The 20,808-nt window shown below is 69.9% G+C and carries 16 protein-coding genes and 1 pseudogene; 4 read left to right on the top strand and 13 right to left on the bottom strand.

The window, feature by feature from the left end:
• Positions 1–165: 165 nt before the first annotated feature.
• The gene (locus AC07AG_RS02340) at positions 166–1,335 is read right to left on the bottom strand and encodes a damage-control phosphatase ARMT1 family protein (RefSeq protein ID WP_478750982.1); all 1,170 of its coding nucleotides are present in this window, start codon (positions 1,333–1,335) and stop codon (positions 166–168) included.
• 260 nt (positions 1,336–1,595) lie between these two features.
• Between AC07AG_RS02340 and AC07AG_RS02335 the strand changes: the two genes are divergently transcribed.
• Entirely contained in the window at positions 1,596–3,653 is a 2,058-nt protein-coding gene (locus tag AC07AG_RS02335) for a phosphocholine-specific phospholipase C (protein ID WP_478750980.1), read from the top strand.
• Positions 3,654–3,657: 4 nt separating this feature from the next.
• Here AC07AG_RS02335 and AC07AG_RS02330 read toward each other — a convergent pair whose 3' ends face one another.
• A complete protein-coding gene (locus tag AC07AG_RS02330; protein ID WP_478750979.1) occupies positions 3,658–4,296 on the bottom strand; it encodes a helix-turn-helix domain-containing protein in 639 nt (212 codons plus the stop codon).
• Positions 4,297–4,379: 83 nt separating this feature from the next.
• Here AC07AG_RS02330 and AC07AG_RS02325 point away from each other — a divergent pair, with 83 nt between their 5' ends.
• On the top strand, positions 4,380–5,078 hold the full coding sequence (locus tag AC07AG_RS02325) for a class I SAM-dependent methyltransferase (RefSeq protein WP_478750977.1): 699 nt from the start codon (positions 4,380–4,382) through the stop codon (positions 5,076–5,078).
• Positions 5,079–5,140: 62 nt separating this feature from the next.
• Positions 5,141–6,520, top strand: a complete 1,380-nt coding sequence (locus AC07AG_RS02320) for an MFS transporter (protein WP_478750975.1) — start codon at positions 5,141–5,143, stop codon at positions 6,518–6,520.
• On the opposite strand, the gene AC07AG_RS02315 is transcribed toward AC07AG_RS02320, so the two are convergent.
• The 9 genes from AC07AG_RS02315 to AC07AG_RS02275 all read right to left on the bottom strand — a co-directional run bounded on the left by AC07AG_RS02315 (position 6,434) and on the right by AC07AG_RS02275 (position 15,157).
• A complete protein-coding gene (locus tag AC07AG_RS02315; RefSeq protein ID WP_478750973.1) occupies positions 6,434–7,069 on the bottom strand; it encodes a DUF1345 domain-containing protein in 636 nt (211 codons plus the stop codon). The genes AC07AG_RS02320 and AC07AG_RS02315 overlap by 87 nt on opposite strands.
• 4 nt (positions 7,070–7,073) lie before the next feature.
• On the bottom strand, positions 7,074–7,889 hold the full coding sequence (locus AC07AG_RS02310) for a family 1 encapsulin nanocompartment shell protein (protein ID WP_478750971.1): 816 nt from the start codon (positions 7,887–7,889) through the stop codon (positions 7,074–7,076).
• Between the two features lie 5 nt (positions 7,890–7,894).
• On the bottom strand, positions 7,895–8,926 hold the full coding sequence (locus AC07AG_RS02305; RefSeq protein ID WP_478750969.1) for a Dyp-type peroxidase: 1,032 nt from the start codon (positions 8,924–8,926) through the stop codon (positions 7,895–7,897).
• A 70-nt stretch (positions 8,927–8,996) separates the two neighbouring features.
• Positions 8,997–11,309 (bottom strand): FdhF/YdeP family oxidoreductase, encoded by a 2,313-nt coding sequence (locus AC07AG_RS02300; protein ID WP_478750967.1) that lies wholly within the window; start codon positions 11,307–11,309, stop codon positions 8,997–8,999.
• A 130-nt stretch (positions 11,310–11,439) separates the two neighbouring features.
• The gene (locus AC07AG_RS02295; protein WP_478750965.1) at positions 11,440–11,871 is read right to left on the bottom strand and encodes an ATP-binding protein; all 432 of its coding nucleotides are present in this window, start codon (positions 11,869–11,871) and stop codon (positions 11,440–11,442) included.
• Entirely contained in the window at positions 11,871–12,749 is an 879-nt protein-coding gene (locus AC07AG_RS02290) for an MEDS domain-containing protein (protein ID WP_478750963.1), read from the bottom strand. The genes AC07AG_RS02295 and AC07AG_RS02290 overlap by 1 nt, the downstream gene beginning before the upstream one ends.
• Before the next feature lie 177 nt (positions 12,750–12,926).
• Positions 12,927–13,487 (bottom strand): TetR/AcrR family transcriptional regulator, encoded by a 561-nt coding sequence (locus AC07AG_RS02285; protein ID WP_478750961.1) that lies wholly within the window; start codon positions 13,485–13,487, stop codon positions 12,927–12,929.
• Between the two features lie 37 nt (positions 13,488–13,524).
• Positions 13,525–14,937 carry an amidase gene (locus AC07AG_RS02280; protein WP_478750959.1) on the bottom strand — a complete coding sequence of 471 codons (1,413 nt, stop codon included), beginning with the start codon at positions 14,935–14,937 and terminating at the stop codon, positions 13,525–13,527.
• The gene (locus tag AC07AG_RS02275) at positions 14,924–15,157 is read right to left on the bottom strand and encodes a hypothetical protein (protein ID WP_478750957.1); all 234 of its coding nucleotides are present in this window, start codon (positions 15,155–15,157) and stop codon (positions 14,924–14,926) included. Before AC07AG_RS02275 ends, AC07AG_RS02280 begins: the two co-directional genes overlap by 14 nt.
• A gap of 187 nt (positions 15,158–15,344) precedes the next feature.
• On the opposite strand from AC07AG_RS02275, the gene AC07AG_RS02270 reads away from it, so the two are divergent.
• Positions 15,345–16,283: an MBL fold metallo-hydrolase gene (locus AC07AG_RS02270; RefSeq protein WP_478750955.1), complete on the top strand. Its 939-nt coding sequence runs from the start codon at positions 15,345–15,347 to the stop codon at positions 16,281–16,283.
• Between the two features lie 87 nt (positions 16,284–16,370).
• Here AC07AG_RS02270 and pulA read toward each other — a convergent pair whose 3' ends face one another.
• Both pulA and AC07AG_RS02260 read right to left on the bottom strand, forming a co-directional pair.
• Entirely contained in the window at positions 16,371–19,076 is a 2,706-nt protein-coding gene (gene pulA / locus AC07AG_RS02265) for a pullulanase-type alpha-1,6-glucosidase (RefSeq protein WP_478750953.1), read from the bottom strand.
• 136 nt (positions 19,077–19,212) lie between these two features.
• A pseudogene (locus AC07AG_RS02260) lies at positions 19,213–20,610 on the bottom strand (alpha-amylase); the annotation flags it as partial.
• Positions 20,611–20,808 lie beyond the last annotated feature (198 nt).

The following is a 20,808-nucleotide window of genomic DNA, read 5'->3' as shown; positions in this document are numbered from 1 at the left end:
GCGTGACGGGCGTACGGCGAAGGCCGTACGGCGCGATGATCGCGAACCTCAGATGCGCAACGTCCACCTCTATCGGAGACAACAGGACCGTTGAAACGATAACGACCGCGGGAGCGAAAGGCAAAGCCTTTGGTCACCTCCTGAGGCTCCGGAAGGCCCCAGAGGTCACCGCCGCGCCTGGATCAGGGCGTGCGTGCCGCTGGTGCGCCACCCCTGGCCGTGCTCGGCGACGAGCGTCGCCTCGGTCCGCTCGTCGAGTCCGACGATCACGTCGGACTTCAGCGTCCGCAGGGCGGCCACCGGGCCGGGGAAGTACGCGGTGCGCTCCTCGAACGGCGTGGTGGCCGGCCACAGTTGATCGCCGACAAGGCGCCGGTAGTTCAGGTCGCCCTTCATGACGGTCACATCGGCCCCGGCGAACTCCTGGCGCAGGTCGTCGGGCATGTCGGCGTACGGCAGCGGGGCGCAGGAGAAGGTGTGGCTGCGGACGGTGAGCCGGCCGGTACCCATGGCCGACCACAGGCGCTCGCCCACCTCGGCCGCGACGCCCCGCGCGCCGGTCAGGTGGCGCAGGCAGTCGATCACGTCGGCGGTCATGGCGTCCGAGACGTAGTACGGGTAGGGCTTGACGTGCAGCACGACCCGCTCGGCGCGCCGGTGCCGCAGGAGGTGGTCGATGAGGATGAGGTCGGGCAGGAGCTCTCGTCCCGCGTTGTCCGCGACCAGGCACAGCGTGGCCGCGCCGCCCTCGGGCAGCAGCGACCACAGCAGCGCGGAGTCGTCGGCGACGAGACGTGAGTCGGCGGCCCCTGCCGCGCCGCCGCCCACGGCGAAACCCAGGTCCGCGCGGTTGCCCCACAGCGCACCGAGGAGCAGGGCCTGACGCTGCTCGCCGAGGGGCCGCAGGGTCAGCCCGTCCAGGGCAGCCAGCTCATCGGCGGCCTCCTTGGTGTGCAGCTCCGCCTGCTTGAACGGACGGAACGGATCGATGCCCTGCCAGGGCCCGGCCTCGAAGTACCCGACAGCGGTGAGAAGTTGACGGTAGAAGTAGCTCTCGGACCACAGGAAGGGCGCGTCGAACCAGGACAGACCGACGTACTCACTCCCCCAGGCCTCCCACAGGTGGCGGTCGTGCGCGTCGGGTCCCGGCGGTTCGATCACTCCCTGCGTGGCCTGCGTCAGCAGGGCGTCGAGGGCGCGATGCTGACGCGGGCCGTAGGGGAAGGCGTCGCGCACCTTCTTGATGAGCGCGGGATGCCGCTCGGCGAGCACGCTCCGGGGGAAGGAACCGGGCACGTTGCTCAGGATGACGCGCGCTTCGACTGCTTCTGGCATGGCCTGCTGATCCTCCGGTTCGGTACTCATTTCGCACTCGGCGCCCATGCGGCACTCGACCGCTGGCGCGAGGAGCCGGGCAAAGGGTCTCATCAACCGGGCGGCGTCGGCCTGGCGACGTCCCGAAGGCCCGCTCCGTTGCCTCCGAAGGTGAAATGTCCCCGCTCCTTCACCTTTCCTTCTCACCATTTGACGTCTCATGGGCGGGCCTGACTACGGTGTCCGGCCCTCTATCCCCCACGTTTCAGAGGTACAGCTACATGCCCGCATTCAACCGCCGACGCTTCCTCCAGGCCGCGGGTGGCACCGCAGGCGTCGCGGCTCTGTCCGCCAGCATCATGCGCGCCGCCGACATCCCGGCCTCCGCCAGGTCGGGGTCGATCGACGACGTCGAGCACATCGTGGTGCTCATGCAGGAGAACCGCTCCTTCGACCACTATTTCGGCACGCTGGGCGGCGTACGGGGATTCGGCGACCCCCGCCCGTTGATGCTGGAGAGCGGCAAATCCGTATGGCACCAGTCCGGTGGCGGCGAGGAAGTCCTGCCCTACCACCCGGACGCCGACGATCTGGGAATGCAGTTCATCGCCGGGCTGAGCCATGACTGGGAAACCGGTCATCAGGCGTGGAACAAGGGCAAGTACGACGACTGGATCGCGGCCAAGACCTCCGGGGCCATGGCCCACCTGACCAGGGAAGACATACCGTTCCACTACGCGCTGGCGGACGCCTTCACGGTCTGCGACTCCTACCACTCGTCCTTCATGGGCGCGACCGACCCCAACCGCTATTACCTCTACTCCGGGCACGCCGGCAATGACGGCAAGGGCGGCGGACCGGTCCTCGGCAACGAAGAGGCCGGTTATGACTGGACCACTTATCCCGAGCGCCTGGAGAAGGCCGGCGTGTCGTGGAAGATCTACCAGGACACCGGCGACGGACTCACCGAGGACGGGCTGTGGGGCTGCCTGGAGGACGCCTACCGCGGCAACTATGCCGACAACTCCCTGATGTTCTTCAACAAGTTCCGCGACGCCCGCCCCGGCGACGCTCTTTACGAGAAGGCGTGCAAGGGGACGAACGTCAAGGAGAGCGGCCATCTCCTCGATGACCTCCGGGCGGACGTCAAGGCGGGCAAACTCCCGAAGATTTCCTGGATCGCCGCTCCGGAGGCGTTCTGCGAGCACCCCAACTGGCCCGCGAATTACGGTGCTTGGTACATCTCGCAGGTCCTTGACGCACTGACGTCGAACCCCGAGGTGTGGAGCAGGACGGCCCTGTTCATCACCTATGACGAGAACGACGGCTACTTCGACCACGTTCCGCCGCCCTACCCGCCGGCCGACTCCTCGTGGGGCGCGTCCACCGTCGACACCGAGCTCGACTTCTTCCCCGGCGACAGCGATTACAGCGCGGGTCCCTACGGGCTCGGCATGCGGGTCCCCACCCTCGTCGTCTCCCCGTGGTCGACCGGCGGCTACGTCTGCTCCGAGGTCTTCGACCACACCTCCGTCATCCAGTTCATGGAGCGCCGTTTCGGCGTCCACGAACCGCACATCTCCCCCTGGCGCCGCGCCATCTGCGGCGACCTCACGTCGGCCTTCGACTTCGGCCTCAAACACACCAAGCCCGCGTCCCTGCCGAGCACCGACGCCTATGAGCCGCCGGACGACGAACGGCACGACAGTTACACCCACTCACCGCCGGCCTCCCCGGCCCTGCCCAAGCAGGAGAAGGGCGCAAGGCCCACCCGGCCCCTCCCCTACGCGCCCCTCGTCACCGCTGCCGTCAAACCCACCGACGGGAGCATCGAGCTCACCTTCGCCCCCGGTGACGAAACCGGGGCCTGCTTCCTGGTCACCTCCGGCAACCGCGACGACGGGCCCTGGACCTACACCGCCGCGGCCGGCAAGAAGATCTCCGACACCTGGAGCACCGGCCCCTCCGAAGGGGCGTACGAGCTGACCGTGCACGGCCCCAACGGTTATCTGCGGACCTACGAGGGCACCGCCGCGACCACGAGCCCGGAAGTCAGCGCCCATCACGACAAGAGCACCGGCCGCCTCAAGCTCACCTTCACCAATCCCGCCAAGTCCGCCTGCCACCTCACCGTCACCAACGCCTACGGCGGCAAGAGCACCGGGCTCACCGTCGCCGCGGGTGGCCGAAAGACCCGCTGGGTCGACCTCGGCCACAGCAAGCGCTGGTACGACCTGCGCGTACGGTCCGACAGCGACAGCGCCTACCTGCGCAGGTTCGCCGGACACGTGGAGACGGGCGAGGCCGGCACCAGCGACCCGGCGCTGCGCACCGCCTGACCGCTCACACCTCGTCGCCCTCGCTCTCGCCTTCTCCTTGGCCTTCGCCGGCCGGCCTGACCCGTACGTGCATGCGCTCGCCCTGCGCCCCGAACAGGACGAGGAATTCCACGGGGATGTCGCCGGCGTTGGCGAAGCCGTGGGGCGTGCGGGTGTCGAACTCGGCGGCTTCGCCCGCCGTGAGGACGAGGTCGTGGTCGCCCAGGGCGAGCAGCAGGCGGCCGGAGAGGACGTAGAGCCATTCGTAGCCCTCGTGCATGCCCTGCTCGGGGCGTGCGGTCTTGCTGCCGCTCTTCTTGGCGACCGGCATGACCTGCTTGTAGGCGTGCATGCCGCCGAGGTACCGCGTCAGGGGGACCCAGGTGTTGCCGTGGCGCAGGAACGGCCTCGGATGGATGCGCGGGTCGCCGGTCTGCGGCGCGCCGACCAGTTCGTCGAGCGGGACGCCGTACGCCTTGGCGAGGGGCAGCAGGAGCTTGAGGGTCGGCTCGCGCTGCCCCGCCTCCAGCCGCGAGAGCGTGCTCAGGGAGATGCCCGTCTCCTCGCTCAGCCGGGCCAGGGTGGCGCCCCGCGCCTTCCGCAGCGCCCGCAGCCGCGGCCCGACGGCGGTCAGCACATCCGTGAGTTCGGCCTCGTCGCTCATCCCTCCATTTGCCGATGCGGCAAATAACTTTGTCAAGCCGAGGCGGTCGCACGCAGGGTTGCCACAGAGCAGAAGGAGCCCACATGAGCGACCAGCACACCCACGCCCACACCGCCCCCACCTCCCCGGCCGCCGGGGCTTCCACGACCTCCGCCGCAGCGGCCGAGGCGTTCTGGGACGAGCGCTACAACCAGAGCGGCCGCCTGTGGAGCGGCGAACCCAATGCCGCACTCGTCCGCGAGACCGAGGGTCTGACGCCGGGCAGCGCCCTGGACCTGGGCTGCGGAGAAGGGGGCGACGCGATCTGGCTCGCACGGCAGGGCTGGCGCGTCACCGCCACCGACATCTCCCGCGTCGCCATGGACCGGGCAGCCGAGCACGCGGCTCAGGCGCAGGTCGCCGACCGCGTCGACTGGCAGCACCACGACCTCGGCGCGTCCTTCCCCGCCGGGAGCTACGACCTGGTCTCCGCCCAGTTCCTGCACTCCCTGCACGAGATGCCACGCGAGCAGATCCTGCGGGGCGCCGCCGCGGCCGTCGCGCCGGGCGGCACCCTCCTGATCGTCGGCCACATGGGCTTCCCGGCCTGGGAGACCGCATCGCACCCCGGAGTGGACTTCCCCACCCCGCAGAAGGTGCTGGCCTCTCTCGACCTGGCGGCCGACCAGTGGGACGTACTCGTCTGCGACACCCATGAGCACTCCCTGACCGACCCCGACGGACAGCCCTCCACACGCACCAATTACACCGTCAAGGCGCAGCGCCAAGCCCCGAAGGACTGACCGCCCGCCAACACGATCGGACCGTGGTCTAATCGCTGCGGCCATCGTGAGGGAGGCGGAGCATGTCCACGCGCGGCGCGCCCGAAGGCGCGGCATCGGGCTCCGGTGCGGACCGGTCCGATCCGCCTCCCGGCTTATGGGCCAACCCCAACTACCGTATTTTCCTGGGCATCCAGACCCTGTCGGCCCTGGGTGACTCCTTCTCGTACGTCGCGATCCCGCTCCTCGTCCTGCACAGCACAGGATCGATCGTGCAGATGGGGCTCGTCACGGGGCTGACCGGCGTCGCCTCGATCGCCACCGGTCTCTTCGCCGGGGTGATCGCCGACCGGGTGGACCGGCGACGGCTCCTGATGGCCGCCGACGCGGCGCGCTGTCTCCTGTACGCCGTGATCCCGCTGGTCTGGCTCTTCGCGGCGCCGATGTGGCTGATCTACTCGGTGGTTCCGCTCGCCGGCGCCTTCTCCATGCTCTTCCAGGTGGCGTACGTGACATTGGTGCCCGCCATCGTCGAGCCCGGCCAGATCACCAAGGCGAACGGGCACTTGTTCGGTACGTACGCCGTGGCGAGCACGGGCGGGCCGACGCTCGCGGGCTTCGTCGCCTCGGCGTTCGGACCCGCCACCGCCATCGGGATCGACTCCGTGACATTCGCCGTCTCCGCGGCCGGCATCCTCTTCGTCCGCGTCCGCGCGACGCGGCCGCCCGACGACGACGCGAACCAGGACCAACGGGCAGGCGTGCGCGGGGAGTTCCTGGCCGGGGCCCGCTTCTTGTGGGCGCATCCGGTGCTACGCCCCCTGACGGTGCTGCTGTCGCTCCTGACGTTCCTCACGTACGGACTGACCGACGTCATCATCTTCCGGGTCAAGGAGGACCTCGGCCACGCGGACAGCACGGTCGGCTACGTCCTGACGGCCGGGACCGTCGGCACCTGCCTCGCCGCCTTCGCGGTGGACCGGGTGCGCAAACGCCTGGGATTCGGGGTCAGTTGGATCACGGGATTCGCCCTGGCCGGCATCGCCATCGCGTGCCTGGGCCTGTCGGAGAATCTGCCGACGCTCGGCGCGCTCGCGGCCGTCATCCTGTTCTGCACCGCCTTCACGGGGATCTGCTCGATGTCCTTGCGCCAGGAGGTGACGCCGGGTCACCTCCTCGGGCGGGTCACGGCGTCCTTCTGGACCATCCACTCCGCGCTCGGGCCGCTCGGCGCCGCCGCCGTCACGGCCGCGGTCGCGGGATTCGGCGTGGCCGCGGTCGGCCTGCTCATCGGGGTGAGTGTCGTGTGCATCGCCCTCAGCGGGGCGGCGACGGGCATCGGCGGAGCCACCGGCCGGGACCGGTACGTCGCCGGTTCAGCCCGTGACGATGCCGGCGACGAGGTTGATCGTCGTGGCCAGGATGCTCGCGCCGAAGACATAGGAAAGCAGGCAATGCCGTAGGACCACCGCGCGGATCGTGGAGCTGGAGACGTCCGTGTCGGAGACCTGGTAGGTCATGCCGAGGTTGAAGCTGAAGTAGAGGAAGTCGCTGTACGCGGGCGGGTCGTCGGAGTTGAAGTCGATGCCGCCCGTGGGGGCCAGGTAGAAGAGGTACGCGTAGCGGGTGGCGTACATCAGGTGGAGCGCCGCCCAGGCCATGAACACGCCGCCGAGTGCCGTCGCGGCCGCGGCGTGGCTCATGCCCGAGTCGCCGAGCAGGAGCAGCACCACGATGCCGATCAGGCCGCACAGGGCGGCCCCGACGACGACGAGTTCCTCGGTGACCGGCCGGAACTCCTCGCGCCGCACGTTGCGGTGGGTGGTGGCGGCGTCCATGGGCCACAGCACGATCCAGCCCGCCACGACGAAGAGCGTCTGCGCCGCGGCGATACCCGCGAGGATGCCGAGCGGCGCCCTGGTCAGTGCGCCGACCACCGCGCCGATCGCCGCCCCGAGGACCGCCGCCCCGGCCAGGCGGGGCACCGCGGAGAGCGGCAGCAGACGCTTCACGCGCTCAGTGCTGCAGGACGACGACTGCCTCGTCCGTGTAGGCCAGGAAGGTGAGTGTCTCCTGCAGGTACAGCTCGATGCCGCTCGCGTCGTGCGCCGTGTAGCCGATCGCCAGGTCGTGCCCCAGGAGCAGTTCGAAGTCGCCGCCGCGGGTGGACAGGACGAACGCGCCGCTCAGCGCGGGCGCCCAGATCGGATCGCTGCCCATGATCCGGCCCAGGTGCGCCGCGATCGGGTAGCCGTGGTCGGAGGTCTCGCTGACCTCTCGGTACTCCTCGGCGCCGAGCAGAAGTGCGTAGGGGCCTTCGACTCCGGCCAGCCTCAGCGCCGTGAGGGCCCGGCTGATCGCGTCGGGGTAGTCGAGCGGTTCGCCGGGCAGGGTGAGCACCGGGTTGGACGTCCGCTCGCGCAGCCCTTCGACGCCCGCCGCCGCGTATCCGTCGAAGATCGTGCGGTCCTCCGCGAACGCGATGGCGCGCGCCGCGTCCTTCACCGGCTGCCAGTCGGAGTCGCTCGAACCGCGCTCGACGTCGTCCACGGCGGCCCGGCTGACGGTGAACGGCACCCGCAGTTCGACCAGCGGCTTCGCCTCGCGCAGCCGCGCGCTCACGCCGGGGGCGGGCGAGGTGATGTCGGCGAGGTGTCCGGTGCCCGCGGCGGCGAGCTTCGGCCCGGCCGGGTCGGGGACGTCGACGACCCGGCGGCCCGCGACGAGGCGGCGGAAGGTGCGGCGGGCCTCCTCCTCGATCTCGGCCCAGGCTTCGGGGGTGATCGGGGCGAGCTCGCGGTGCAGGTTGTTCGGGGCGGCGGGGGTCGTCATGGCGCTCAGGCTCCTTTCAGACTGCCGATGCCCAGGGAGGCGTCGGAGGCGGCGTCGGCCACGGGGGCGGTGTCGGCATCGGCTTCCGCATCGACTGCCGCATCGGTGGGCGCGAATTCGGGGAGGTCGCCGAGCAGGTCGGCGTCGGGCACGAAGAACAGGCCGCCGGTCACGGCAGTGGAGAAGTCGAGGATGCGGTCCGTCCGGCCCGGAGGGTCACCGAGGAACATGTTGCGCAGCATCTGCTCCGTCACGGCGGCCGTGCGCGCGTAGCCGATGAAGTACGTGCCGAACTCGCCGCGGCCGACCTGCCCGAACGGCATGTTCTCGCGCACGATCTTCCGCTCGACCCCGTCGTCGTCGACGATCGTGTTGAGCGTGACGTGCGAGTCGTCCGGCTTGATGTCGTCCGGCAGTTCCACGTTGTCCTGCTTGGTGCGTCCGATGACGTGTTCCTGCTCCTCGACGGTGAGCGCCTGCCAGGCCGCCATGTCGTGCACGTACTTCTGCACGATCACGTAGCTGCCGCCCCGGAACCGCGGATCCTCGTCGCCGACGAACACGGCGTCGGCCGCCGCTCCTCCCCCGGGGTTCTCGCTGCCGTCGACGAACCCGAGCAGGTCGCGCTCGTCGAAGTACTTGAAGCCGTGCACCTCGTCGACGACGGTCACCGCGGGTCCCAGCCGCTCCACGATGAGCCGGGCCAGCTCGAAGCAGAGGTCCATGCGTCTGGCGCGCAGGTGGAACAGGAGGTCGCCCGGGGTGGCCGGTGCCTGGTGGCGGGGGCCTCGCAGCGGCTCGAAGGGGTGCAGTTCACGGGGCCGCGGCCCGGCCACGAGCAGGTCCCACCCGCGGGAGCTGATGCCCGCCACGCAGGTCAGTCCCTCGTCGGGGTGGCGGAACGCCACCGATCGGGTCAGCCCCGCCAGGTCGGCGAGTGCGTCGCGCACGGCGGCCTCACCACCGGGGGCCACGGTGGCCACCAGGAACACGGCGGCCCTGGCAGGCGGTGTGACCACGGGCTGCGGGGTGACCATGAAACTCCAGAGGGACCAAAGGATCAAAACGGACAGGGTCAGCGTATGCGCGCCCGCCTGGACGCGCAGGTCATCGGACGGCGGTGATCGTGACCTTGACGTGTTTCATGATCGGCTGGTCGCTCTGGGTGCTGTAGTCGCCGAGCGCGCACAGCACGTTCATCTCGGGCATGTAGCCGGCCGCGCAGCCCCGGGGGATGTCGTACGGGATGGCGAGGTAGCCGTTGAGGTGGCGTCTGCTGCCGTCCTTGGCGGTGCTGGTGATGTCGACCGGGGCGGATTCGGTGATGCCGCGCTCGCGCATGTCGTCCCGGTTCATGAAGACGAGCGTGCGCAGGTTCTTGATGCCTCGGTAGCGGTCGTTGTCGGAGTAGATGGTGGTGTTCCACTGGTCGTGCGACCGCATGGTGCCCAGGGCCAGCGTGCCGGGCGCGGGGACGACGTCGGGCAGGGCGGCGACGGAGAACTCGGCTCGCCCGGACGGCGTACGGAAGACCAGCTCGCGGGCGGGCTGCTTGATGCGGAAGCCGAGGGGAAGGCGCACTCGGCGGTTGAAGTCCTCGAAGCCGTCGAGGGCCTGGGCCATGGTGTCGCGGATGCGGTCGTAGTCCTCGATGTACCACTCCCAGGGGGTGGCGCTTTCGGGCAGGGCCGCTCGGGCCATGCCCGCGACGATCGCCGGCTCGGAGAGCAGGTGCGGTGAGGCGGGGCGCTTCATGCCGACGGACAGGTGCACCATGCTCATCGAGTCCTCGACGGATGTGCTCTGGACGCCCTTGCGCTGATGGTCCTTCTCGGTGCGGCCCAGGCACGGCAGGATGAGGGCCTTGCGGCCGTGGACGAGGTGACTGCGGTTCAGCTTGGTGCTGACCTGGACGGTGAGGTCGCAGGTCCGCAGTGCCTCGTAGGTGTACGGGGTGTCGGGCGCCGCGAGGGCGAAGTTGCCGCCCATGCCGACGAACACCTTCACCTCGCCCCGGTGCATCGCCTTGATGGTGGCGACGGTGTCCAGGCCGTGCTCGCGGGGCGGCTCGATGTCGCAGACCTCGGCGATGCGGGCCAGGAACTCCTCGCTGGGGCGGTGGTCGATGCCGCAGGTGCGGTTGCCCTGGACGTTGCTGTGCCCGCGCACCGGGGAGGGACCCGCCCCCTCCCGACCCAGGTTTCCGCGCAGGAGCAGCAGGTTGACGATCTCCCGCGCCGTGTCGACGCCGTGCTCGTGCTGGGTGACGCCAAGACACCAGCTGACGATGCTGCGGTCGGCGTCGCGGTACACGCGGGCCGCCTTGAGGATGTCGGCGCGGCTGACCCCGGACTGGTTCTCGATCTCCTCCCAGGGCGTGGCCTCGCACAGGGCGCGGTACTCGTCGAAACCGGTGGTGTGCCGGTCGATGAACTCCCGGTCGAGCGCCTTCGGGTCGGTCGGCGACTGTTCGAGGACCGCCTTCGCCATGCCGCGCAGGAGGGCCATGTCTCCGCCGATGCGCGGTTGCAGATTCAGGGTGCTGGTCCGTGTCGCCTTGTTGAGTGCCATGTCCGTGAAGTCGTGCGGGACGATGGTGCGGGTGGCGGCGGCCTCGACCAGCGGGTTGATGTGCACGATCTGCGCGCCGCGGCCGTACGCGTCGGCGAGGGCCGTGAGCATCCGGGGCGCGTTCGAGGCCGCGTTGACGCCCAGGATGAACAGCGCGTCGGTGACTTCCCAGTCCTTGAGGTCGACGGTCCCCTTGCCGGTGCCAAGGGACGCCGTGAGCGCACGGCCGCTGGCCTCGTGGCACATGTTGGAGCAGTCGGGGAGGTTGTTCGTGCCCAGTTCACGGGCCATCAGCTGGTAGAGGAAGGTGGCCTCGTTGCCCAGGCGGCCCGAGGTGTAGAACGCGGCCCGGTTCGGGTCGTCGAGGCCGCGCAATTCACGGCCGACCACATCGAACGCGTCCTGCCAGCCGATGGGCACGTAGTGGTCCGTGTCGGGGTCGTAGACCATCGGCTCGGTCAACCGGCCCTGGTTCTCCAGGTCGTAGTCGCTCCAGCCGTACAGCTCGGTCACCGAGTGGGCGGCGAAGAAGTCACGGCCGACCCGCTTGCGGGTCATCTCCCAGGTGACGTGCTTGATCCCGTTCTCGCAGATGTCGAGGTGCAGCCCCTTGGTGTCGTCCGGCCAGGCGCAGCCGGGGCAGTCGAATCCGCCGTCCTCGTGGTTCATCCGTTTGATCGCCCGCGGCCCGTCCACCAACGCGCCCTCGCGCACGAGGAATTGGGTCACGCTCTTGGCGGCGCCCCAGCCGGCGGCCGGATGATGATAGGGACGAAACTCCGGATCGCCGGTGGGTACGGGGCCCGCACCGGGCTCCGGCCGCTTCTGCTCCTCGTCGGACGCGCTCAAGACTGTCAACCTTCCGCCCTGCGGACATGCGCCCATAACGGCACTTTCCGCCCAGGCTAGGCCTGCCGTGCCATCCTCGCCACGGCTGGCGGCCTCCGGACCGAACCGGTACCCGCCCTGATGGCCGCGGTCAGCCGTGGGCCTTCGGCAGTCGCACCGTCAGGGTCACCATGCTCCCGCCGGGGCCCGCGGAAATGGTGAGCTCGTCGGTGAGCAGGCCGGCGAGCCACAGTCCACGCCCGCCCGCATGACCGTCGAGTCCGGGAGCCAACTCAGGAATGACGTCGGCACTGAAGCCGGGGCCCATGTCGTGGATGTGGCAGGCAAGATGGCCGTTGCTGCGCTGCAGGACCAGCGTGCCGCCGCCACCCGCGTGCTCGACCGCGTTGACCGCGACGGCGTCCAGAGCCACGATGAACTCGCTGCGCCGCGGCTCGGCCAGGCCTTGGTGGTCTGCGTACTGTTCGACGAGCATCCGCAGCCGGGGCAGGTCGTCCTGGGTGAAGCGCGATTCCAGCAGCGTGACGGGCGGGACCTCGCGAGGACTTGGCGTGGTCGTCATCAGCGGCCCACCTCACTGATCACCATGTGCGGCACCTGGTCGGCACCCGCTCGGCGCAGTATGCGGGCCGATGTCGGTGGACAGTGGACCCGGACCGGTCCGTGCGGGTGCTCCAGAACCAGCCGCAGCAGATCGACCGCGCAGGCCACGCCGAGGAAGACGAGGCCGGACAGGTCCACGGTCAGCGGCCCGGAGCCCTCACTGCGCCTGAGCCCTTCGCGCACGGCGCCGATGAACTCCTCCCGGGTGGCGACGTCCGCCTCACCGACCAACTGCACCAACCCCTCCGCCTGTTGCACGTGCAGGGCACCCAGGTGGGGAAGCAGTCGGCAGGGGTGTGCCTCGTGCATGGCCTCCAGGACACCGGGGTTGAACCAGCGGCTGTCGTAGGCGCAGATCTCGGTGTAGGGGCGGTCGGTGAACAGATGCTGGGCGTGGGACTCACGGTGCATCATCACCTCGACGTCGGCGCCGAGATCCCCCACCCAGTGCATGTCGATGTAGGTGCGCAGCCCGCTGTAGCCCTCGGCCAGGGCCCGTTCGGTCTCCTCCGTGATGCGCTCCCACTGCCGGTTGGGCGTGAACGCGTCCTGGGGGTGGATGAGGGCGCGCATGCTGCTGAGCACCAGCTGCCCCTGTTCGCGAGCGGCTCCCAACAGGGCCCCCGGCGCGTCCAGCCGGTCCCACACCTGTTCCTCGTGCATGTGCGGAGCGGCGAAGACCATCACCTTCTCGCGCTTCACGAGCCCGGACCAGGCGAAGGCGGACACCACGTCGCGGCCCGCATCGTCGTCGGCGTAACTGACGAAAGCATGGTCGCCCGCCCGCAGGTGCTGGACCGGGATCGTACCCACCGACGCCGAGCGGGCATCCGCCATCTCTCACCTCCGGGACCCAAGGGCCCGACGGGAACAAGTGCGGGCCATACGTTAGCGGCCCGTACCGCACGGCCGCGCAGCCCCGCAGAAAGCGACAGCCGACTGACGCTGCCGCCTCTCAAGGCGATCGAGAGTGCGCGAAGTTGATCCGTTCCGGGCTGGTTCTGTTCGCCGGATTCAGGACTTCGCGAGCGTGCGCTCCACGAGTGTGCGCGCGTAGGCGGTGTCCAGCCGGCTGGGGCGGAAGAGGATGCGGTACATCATCGGCGCCACGATCTGGTCGATGACCTGCTCGATGTCCGGGACGGCCTCGCCCCGGTCCGACGCACGGGACAGGACGATGTCGATCTGGTCCGCGGCGAAGGCGGAGCACTGGCCCGCGTTGCTCCCGTCCGGGTCGCCGAGGAGCGCGTCCCTGATGTACGCGCGCCCCGGCGGGGATGCCATCTCGTCGAGGAACTGCTCCGCCCAGGCGCCGAGGTCCGCACGCAGGGTGCCGAGGTCGGCCGGCGGCCCTTCAGGGCGCAGGTGTTCCACTGCGACGTCGGACAGGAGCTCCTGCAAGTCACCCCACCGGCGGTAGATCGTCGACGGCGTCACCCCCGCGCGGGCGGCGACGAGAGGAACGGTCAGTGCCTCGCGGCCCACCTCGGCCTGCAGCTGACGGACCGCCGTGTGGACCGACTCCTGGACACGGGCGCTGCGCCCTCCGGGCCTGACCATGGGCTTGGGACTCATGGCTCCACTTTATCTCCCTAACGCAAAATCGTTGCTTCTAAGCGCCGCCACCGCCACTCCAGCCACTCGCGATGACCGTTTCCTTTCGCGTGGCCACCTCATAGGCATGCCCGGCCCGCAGCACGGTCGCTTCGCCGTGGGGGCGGCCCATCAGCTGCATCCCGATCGGCATGCCCGCGTGGTCCTGACCGACGGGCAGGGTCAGCGCCGGTACGCCCGTGATGTTGGCCGGGGCACAGAGGCGGACGTAGCTGTCGGAGACGGCCTCCACCGTGCCGTCCGCCCACTCCACGCTGTCCTGACCGGACTTGACCGCCGTCATCGGTACCGACGGCGCCGCGATCACGTCGACGTGGCCGAGCATCTGCGCCCAGGCCTGGCGCATGAGCGCCCTCGCGCGCTGGGCCCGGAGATAGTCACCGGCGGTCACGAGCTCGCCCGCCTCCAGCAGGACACGGACGTCCGGCGCGTACAGCTCAGGCGTCGAGCGGAGCGTCCGCTCGTGGTACGAGGTCGCCTCGGGGACCATCAGTCCCCACTGGACGGCCTGGATGTAGCGCGCCATCGGGATCTCGACCTCGACGAGTTCGGCCCCCAGTTTCTCGAGCTGCCCGATGGCCCGGCGCACGCTCTCCTCGACCTCGGGGCTGATTCGCTCGAAGTAGTGGTTGCGCGGCACTCCCACCCGCAGCCCCGCCAGGTCACCCGCCTCCGGGGTGTCCCAGCCACCGGTCACGGCGGCGTGTCCGGCGGGGCCGCGCCGGACACGCCCCACCAGCGCGTCGAGGACCAGTGCGGCGTCCCGCACCGTGCGGGTCAGGGAGCCGACGTGGTCCAGGGACCAGGACAAGGACGTCACGCCGTGGCGGGGGATCAGGCCGTACGTCGGCTTGAGACCGACCACGCCGTTGAGCGCCGCGGGGACGCGGATCGAGCCGCCGGTGTCGGTCCCCAGCGCGAAGGTGGCCTCACCCGCCGCGACGGCGACGGCCGAGCCCCCGCTCGACCCGCCCGCGACACGGCTGTGGTCCCAGGCGTTGTGCGTCTGAGGGGTGGTCAGTCCGTACGCGAACTCGTGGGTGTGGGTCTTGCCGAGCAGCACCGCTCCGGCCCCGGACAGGCGCGCCGCGACGGTGCTTTCGCCTTCGGCGACGTGGTCCGCCCTGACGCGGGAACTCGCCGTGGTGGGCATGCCCTTGACGTCGATCAGGTCCTTCAGGCCCATGGGTATTCCGTGCAGCGGGCCGCGCGAGCGCCCCCTGGCTATCTCACGCTCGGCCTCGGCCGCCGATCGTCTGGCGGAGTCCGCGGTGACGGTGACGTAGGCCTGGTGGCGGTCTTCCACCGCGGCGATGCGGTCCAGCACGGAATCGGTCAGCTCGACCGGGGACAGCTCCCCCGCGGCCACCGCGGCGGCGGCATCGGCGAGCGACAGCTCAAACGGCTGCATCTGCGTCCTCCAGCCCTGCCGCATGTACGTCTTCCGGCGCGGCCGAGTAGGACATCGCGGGCGGCGTCTCCCCGAAGTCCAGTTCGCGCAGCATGGCGATGACGGAGTGGATGTGACGGGCGGTCGATGCCACCACCTCGTGACGGTCGTCTGCCAGCGGCAGGCCCGCCCGGAGTGCCCCTCGGGCGGCCTCCTGCGGGGTGAGTTCGGCGGCGTCCATGCGGGCCCTCTCGAATCGGTTCGGCTCGTCGCCCTGTGCCGGTCGGAGGCCCACTCCAGCGCGACGACACTCAAACGCTAATTGTTTGCTTTAACGCGACGATAGGCCCTACGCTCACTTAACGCAAACGCATTGCTTTTAGTCATGGGGCAGCGTCACGCCCACGCACAAGACGAAGGAACACCGCATGCCCGCCACCGCACACCGCGCCGCCATCCGCCACGACCCCCCGGCCTGGACCGTGGGAGACATCACCGTCCACCGCGTCGACGAAGTGCCCCTGCCCCCGCAGACGGGCCCCTGGCTGCTGCCCGGAGCCACTCCCGAGGTCGTGGCCCAAACCCCTTGGCTACAGCCGGACTTCGCGGACGAACAGCGCGTCCCGCGGCTCGCGAGCCACAGTTTCGCGGTCGACGTCGACGGACTGCGCGTGCTCGTCGACACCGGGATCGGCAATGGCAAGCAGCGGGCCAACCCCGCGTGGGACAACCTGGACAGCGACTACCTGAAGCGGCTGACCCAAGCGGGGTTCGCCCCCGACTCGGTGGATCTCGTCGTCCTGACCCACCTGCACACCGACCACGTCGGCTGGAACACCCGGGCGGACGGAGACAGTTGGGCGCCCACCTTCCCCAACGCCCGCTACCTCACGACCCGCACCGAATGGGACCACTGGGCCGGCGCCGACATGGACGAGGCCCGGCGCCAGATGTTCCGGGACTCCGTGCACCCCATCAAGGACGCGGGACTGCTCGACCTCCTCGACCTGCCTCTCGACGGCTCCGGCATCGGCATCGCCCCGGGCATCCGCCTGCGCCCCACTCCGGGCCACACGCCGGGCCAGGTGGCGGTGGAGCTGAGCAGCAACGGCGAGCGCGCGCTCATCACCGGTGACTGCATCCACCACCCGGTCCAACTGGTCCACCCCGACCTGGGAAGCTGCGTGGACACGGACCCCGCCACGGCGGCAAGGACCCGCCGGGAGCTCCTCAGCTCACTCTCCGGCACCGGCACGCTGCTCCTCGGCAGCCACTTCCCGCCGCCGACCGCCGGCCACGTGGTCCCCGAGGGAGACGCCTACCGCCTTGTCCCCGCAGCCGACAACCCCAAGCTCTCGGCTACTTGAGGTACGGACCGTCCGCTTCTCGGCGAGAGGGCCGACGCACCATCAGCCCGGACCGAACATCTCTCGGGGGCCGGACAGGCCCCCGGTTCAGCCTCGCTCGAAGACGGCGACGCTCCGTGCGGGGACGCAGAAGGTGCCCGAACTCTTCTCGTACGAAGACGACTTGACCACCGGGTCGGCACCCTTCGCCTGGACGGGGTGCAGCGAGTACGCGCTGCCCTTGAGATCCGCGACGCGCTGCTTCTGCGCGTCCGGGGTCGCGTTGAAGACGACCACGAGGTTCCCGAGCTCCATGGTGATGACGCCGGGAGTCTCGGCGGACGTACCCGAGAGCGGGTACGAGAGCCGCGACTGGACCTGGCCTACCGTGGCCAGGGAGAACGCGGGCTCGGTCGCGCGCAGCTTCACCAGGTCCCGGTAGGCGGCCGACGTGCCGTTGATCTCCGCGCAGCCCGGGGTCAGGGACGCGGATGTCAACAAGGGCTTTCCGTAGGGCCACTTGTCCTTGTTGTCGGCGGCCGGGGGCAGTCCGCGTCCGAAGCCGTTGCCGTCCCTGCAGTCCCAATGCAGTGCGTTGAACCAGTCGCCGCTGTCGTAGGAGTTGCGGTCCAGGGACTTGGAGCGCAGCAGGTCGCTTCCGGCCTGGGACAGGGACGGGCCCTGGGCCAGGGTGGAGGTCGCCATCGCGAGCACCTGCATGCGGGAGCGCTCGGCGGCCGTGGTGTCCGCGGGCAGCTTGAAGGCCAGGGCGTCGTACAGCGATTCGTTGTCGTGGGCGTCGGAGTAGGAGAGGGCGTCGCCGGGGGCCGCCGCGTAGCCGGCCGGGGCGCCGTTGTAGTCGACCTCGGAGCCCTTGACCCGCTTTCCGGCGGAGTCGGTGAAGGTGTACGCCGCGAGATTGCCGGTGAGGGCCACCTTCAGGAGGTCCTGGTAGTGCAGGAGCCGGGCCTTCTGCTCGGCCGGGGTGCCGTTCGCCTTCGACGCGTTGGGGTCGGTGAACAGGCCGCTGGCGAAGCCCTGGACGCCGGGGTCCTCGTCGAAGGGGCCGCCGCCGCGCACCGCGTCACGGCCGCGGTCGGAGAAGGTGGCGATGCCCGTGCCCGCCATGTTCTTCTGGGTGGCCTGGACGAAGCGTGCGTCGTCGGCGATCTCCCCGAAGTTCCAGCCCTCGCCGTACAGGACGATCTTCTTGCCGTCGACGCCGTCCTTCTTCGGGGTCAGCGCGTCCAGGGCCTTGCGTACGGCCAGGATGTTGGCCTTGGGGTGGTGTCCCATCAGGTCGAAGCGGAAGCCGTCGACCTTGTACTCCCTGGCCCAGGTGACAAGGGAGTCGACCACGAGTTTGCCCATCATGGCGTTCTCGGGGGCGGTGTTGGCGCAGCAGGTGGAGGTGGCGACCGTGCCGTCGGCAAGCAGGCGCTGGTAGTAGCCGGGCACGATCTTGTCCAGGACGGACTTGTCGGCCTGGCCGCTCGCGACGGTGTGGTTGTAGACGACGTCCATCACGGTGCGCAGACCGGACCCGTTGAGGCCCTGCACCATCTGCCGGAACTCGACCGTGCGGCGGGTTCCGGAGGGGTCGCTCGCGTAGCTGCCCTCGGGCACGGTGTAGTGCAGGGGGTCGTAGCCCCAGTTGTAGGCGTCCTTGGCTGCGGTCTTGGTGACGCAGGCCTGCTGTGCGTCGGAGTCCGGGGCGGGCGCCGTCAGGTCGCAGTCGGGCGTGGCCTGGTCGGCGGCGCGCTCGGGAATGGTGCCTATGTCGAAGGCGGGCAGCAGGTGGACGTAGGAGGTCCCCGCCGCGGCCAGCTCGCGCAGGTGCTTCATGCCGTCGGACGCCGTGTCGGTGAAGGCAAGGTACTGACCGGGGTGACGCGCCGTGCGGTCCTCGACGGAGAAGTCGCGGATGTGCAGTTCCTGGATCTGCGCGTCGCGCAGCGGAGTAGCCTTCGGCTTCTTCAGCCGCTCCCAGCCCTTGGGGGCGAGCCTCGGGTCGGCGAGGTCGACGGCGATGCTGCGCCGCGAGTCGGCGGTGAGCGCCGTGGAGTAGGGGTCGGTGACCTTGTTGGTGACGACCTTCTGGACGCTGGGCGCCCACACCTTCACGATGTACCGGTACTGCTTGCCCGTCCAGCTCCTGGCGCCTGCGACGGACCACACGCCGCTGGTGTCGTCGCGGCGCATCGCCACGCGTCTGCCGTCGAGTTCGAGGCTGACGGACTGGGCGGTGGGAGTCCACAGGGCCAGGGTGGGGCGGCCGTCGCGGAACTGCGGGCCGAGCGCGGCCTTGGTGGCGGTGGCGCTGTAGAGGTCGTCGAGTACGCCCTGCGTCTGGACTCCGGTGGCGGTGAGCAGGGTGCCGTCGGCGCTGCTGCGGGTGGCGACGAGCTGGCCGGTGAGGGCGTGGCGGACCCGGTCGCGGTCGCGTGGGTCGACGGTGAAGGCCGCGTAGCCCTTCAGGTGCGGGTACTTCTTGCGCTGGGCGTCGGTCAGGCCGGCCTCGGCCGGGGCGAGGCGGATCCGCCGTCCCTCGCCGGCGAGTGCGCCGTCCTTGACGGTCAGCTGCCCGTCTTGGGCGTACACCAACTCCTGGGTGGCGGCGTCGTCTTGGACGTCCCAGGCGACGGTGTTGCGGTCGACCCACTGCGCCCGGGACGTGGACAGGTCCAGATCGGCGGGCGCTTCAGCGGCGGCAGGTGCTCGGGGCGCCGCGGTGGCCGAGGACGTCAGGGGCGCGACCGCGGCGAGCAGGGCGAGGGCCGTGGTCACGAGGGTGCGGCGGGGGGAGCCGGTCAAGGGTGCTTCTCCTTGCGGATGACGGGATACAGGGACGGCGGCGGAAGGGGTACAGGGGTGTGGCCGCCCGGCGGCGGGTAAGCGGAAGCCGGGCGGCCTGTCGTGCGGGCTGAGCGGGCCGGGCGGGAGACGCTCAGCAGCTCTTGGCCCCGGTGTGCAGGGCGAGCGCGGTGTTCGGCGCCACGGTGGCCGTGAACTGGCCCGAGCCGTTGACGGTGACGCTCCTGCCGCTCTGGACGTCGCAGTAGCTGCCCGCGGCGAGGGACGTCTGGAAGGTCCGGGCGACCGAGGAGCCCTCGTGGTTGATGACCACGTATGCCTTGTCGCCGCGGCCGAACGCGATGGCGTTGTTGCCGTTGTCCCACCAGTGGGTGATGCCTGTTCCGCGTGCGGTGTTGCGGAACTTGACCATGCTGCGGATCTCGGGCCAGGCGTGCTGGCACTTCCAGCCGTCGCTGTAGCAGGCGTTCACCTGGCCGCCGCCCGGCGATCCCGCGTCGATGTTGCTGAACTCGTAGCCGGAGTGCACGTCCGGTGAGCCGTAGGGAAGGGCCAGCATGAAGACGTGCGCGAGGGTGTAGTTCGCGCCGTCCTTGTAGCTGAGGGTCTGGCCGTGCCGCTCGGTGTCGTGGTTGGCGACGAAGACGGCGGCCGATCCGCTGGGCATGTAGCCCCAGCCCTCACCGAAGTTCTTCAGGTAGGCGAGCTTCTCGTTGGTGAACACGCGCTTGAGGTCCCAGCCGTAGCGGAACTCCTGGGCGTCACCGGTTGCGGTGTACTCGCTCGGGGAGACCGCCTCGCCCGCGCCGTGGATCGTCTCCTGCTTGAGGTAGACGCCGGGGTTGCTGAGCCGGGACTTGATGTTCTTCAGGTCGTCCACGGGGATGTGCTTGGCCGCGTCGACCCGGAAGCCGTCGACGCCCAGGGACAGCAGGTCGTTCAGGTAGGCCGCGACCCGTCCGCGGACGTACTCCTCGCCGGTGTCGAGGTCGGCGAGGCCGCCCAGTTCACAGTTCTGGACGTTCCCGCGGTCCTGGTAATTGCTGATCTGCGACCGGCAGTCGTCCATGTCGGCGCCCGAGTACGTGCCCGGGTAGTCGTACTTGGTGAACGCTGAGCCCGCCGAGCCGGTGCCGGAGGCGTTCGTCATGTGGTTGATCACCGCGTCCGCGACGACCTTCACTCCGGCCGCGTGGCAGGTGTCGACCATGTTCTTGAACGCGTTCCGGTCGCCGAGCCGGGTGCCGATCTTGTAGCTGACGGGCTGGTAGGCGGCCCACCACGCCTCGCCCTGGATACGTTCCTGGGGCGGGGAGACCTGTACGTAGCCGTATCCGTCGGGGCCGAGCTGCTGCGTGCACGCCTTGGCCACCGAGTCGAACTTCCACTCGAAGAGCACGGCGGTGACGTCCTTGCCGCCGGGCGGGGCGGCCTGCGCCTGCGGGGCTCCGGCGACGATGCCGCCCGCGGCACCCGCCACCAGGGCGAGGGCCGCGGCGACGGGTCTGCGGACTCTGGTCTTTCGGCCGGCCATGAGGGCCTCCTGCATGAGTGAGGTGTGACTGCATGAGTGAGGTGTGACCTTGTCCGGCAACGCGCCGTGCCCGTCAGGCCGTTGAAGGATGTTGCAGAAACATTTCAACGCCGTTTTCGGTCGAGACCGTACGACCCCCGGGAACCTCGGTCAACCCTCCGCGCACACTCTCGCGGCAGACGCGGAGCCCTGGGATGC

The sequence above is a fragment of the Streptomyces sp. NPDC044044 genome, assembly GCF_056434405.1.
This window is presented reverse-complemented; position numbering and strand designations above follow the sequence as displayed.

Coding starts and splice junctions, on each gene's coding strand:
- AC07AG_RS02340 (WP_478750982.1), bottom strand. CDS start 1,335: ATGCCAGAAGCAGTCGAAGCGCGCGTCATCCTGAGCAACGTGCCCGGT.
- AC07AG_RS02335 (WP_478750980.1), top strand. CDS start 1,596: ATGCCCGCATTCAACCGCCGACGCTTCCTCCAGGCCGCGGGTGGCACC.
- AC07AG_RS02330 (WP_478750979.1), bottom strand. CDS start 4,296: ATGAGCGACGAGGCCGAACTCACGGATGTGCTGACCGCCGTCGGGCCG.
- AC07AG_RS02325 (WP_478750977.1), top strand. CDS start 4,380: ATGAGCGACCAGCACACCCACGCCCACACCGCCCCCACCTCCCCGGCC.
- AC07AG_RS02320 (WP_478750975.1), top strand. CDS start 5,141: ATGTCCACGCGCGGCGCGCCCGAAGGCGCGGCATCGGGCTCCGGTGCG.
- AC07AG_RS02310 (WP_478750971.1), bottom strand. CDS start 7,889: ATGACGACCCCCGCCGCCCCGAACAACCTGCACCGCGAGCTCGCCCCG.
- AC07AG_RS02305 (WP_478750969.1), bottom strand. CDS start 8,926: ATGGTCACCCCGCAGCCCGTGGTCACACCGCCTGCCAGGGCCGCCGTG.
- AC07AG_RS02295 (WP_478750965.1), bottom strand. CDS start 11,871: ATGACGACCACGCCAAGTCCTCGCGAGGTCCCGCCCGTCACGCTGCTG.
- AC07AG_RS02290 (WP_478750963.1), bottom strand. CDS start 12,749: ATGGCGGATGCCCGCTCGGCGTCGGTGGGTACGATCCCGGTCCAGCAC.
- AC07AG_RS02285 (WP_478750961.1), bottom strand. CDS start 13,487: ATGAGTCCCAAGCCCATGGTCAGGCCCGGAGGGCGCAGCGCCCGTGTC.
- AC07AG_RS02280 (WP_478750959.1), bottom strand. CDS start 14,937: ATGCAGCCGTTTGAGCTGTCGCTCGCCGATGCCGCCGCCGCGGTGGCC.
- AC07AG_RS02275 (WP_478750957.1), bottom strand. CDS start 15,157: ATGGACGCCGCCGAACTCACCCCGCAGGAGGCCGCCCGAGGGGCACTC.
- AC07AG_RS02270 (WP_478750955.1), top strand. CDS start 15,345: ATGCCCGCCACCGCACACCGCGCCGCCATCCGCCACGACCCCCCGGCC.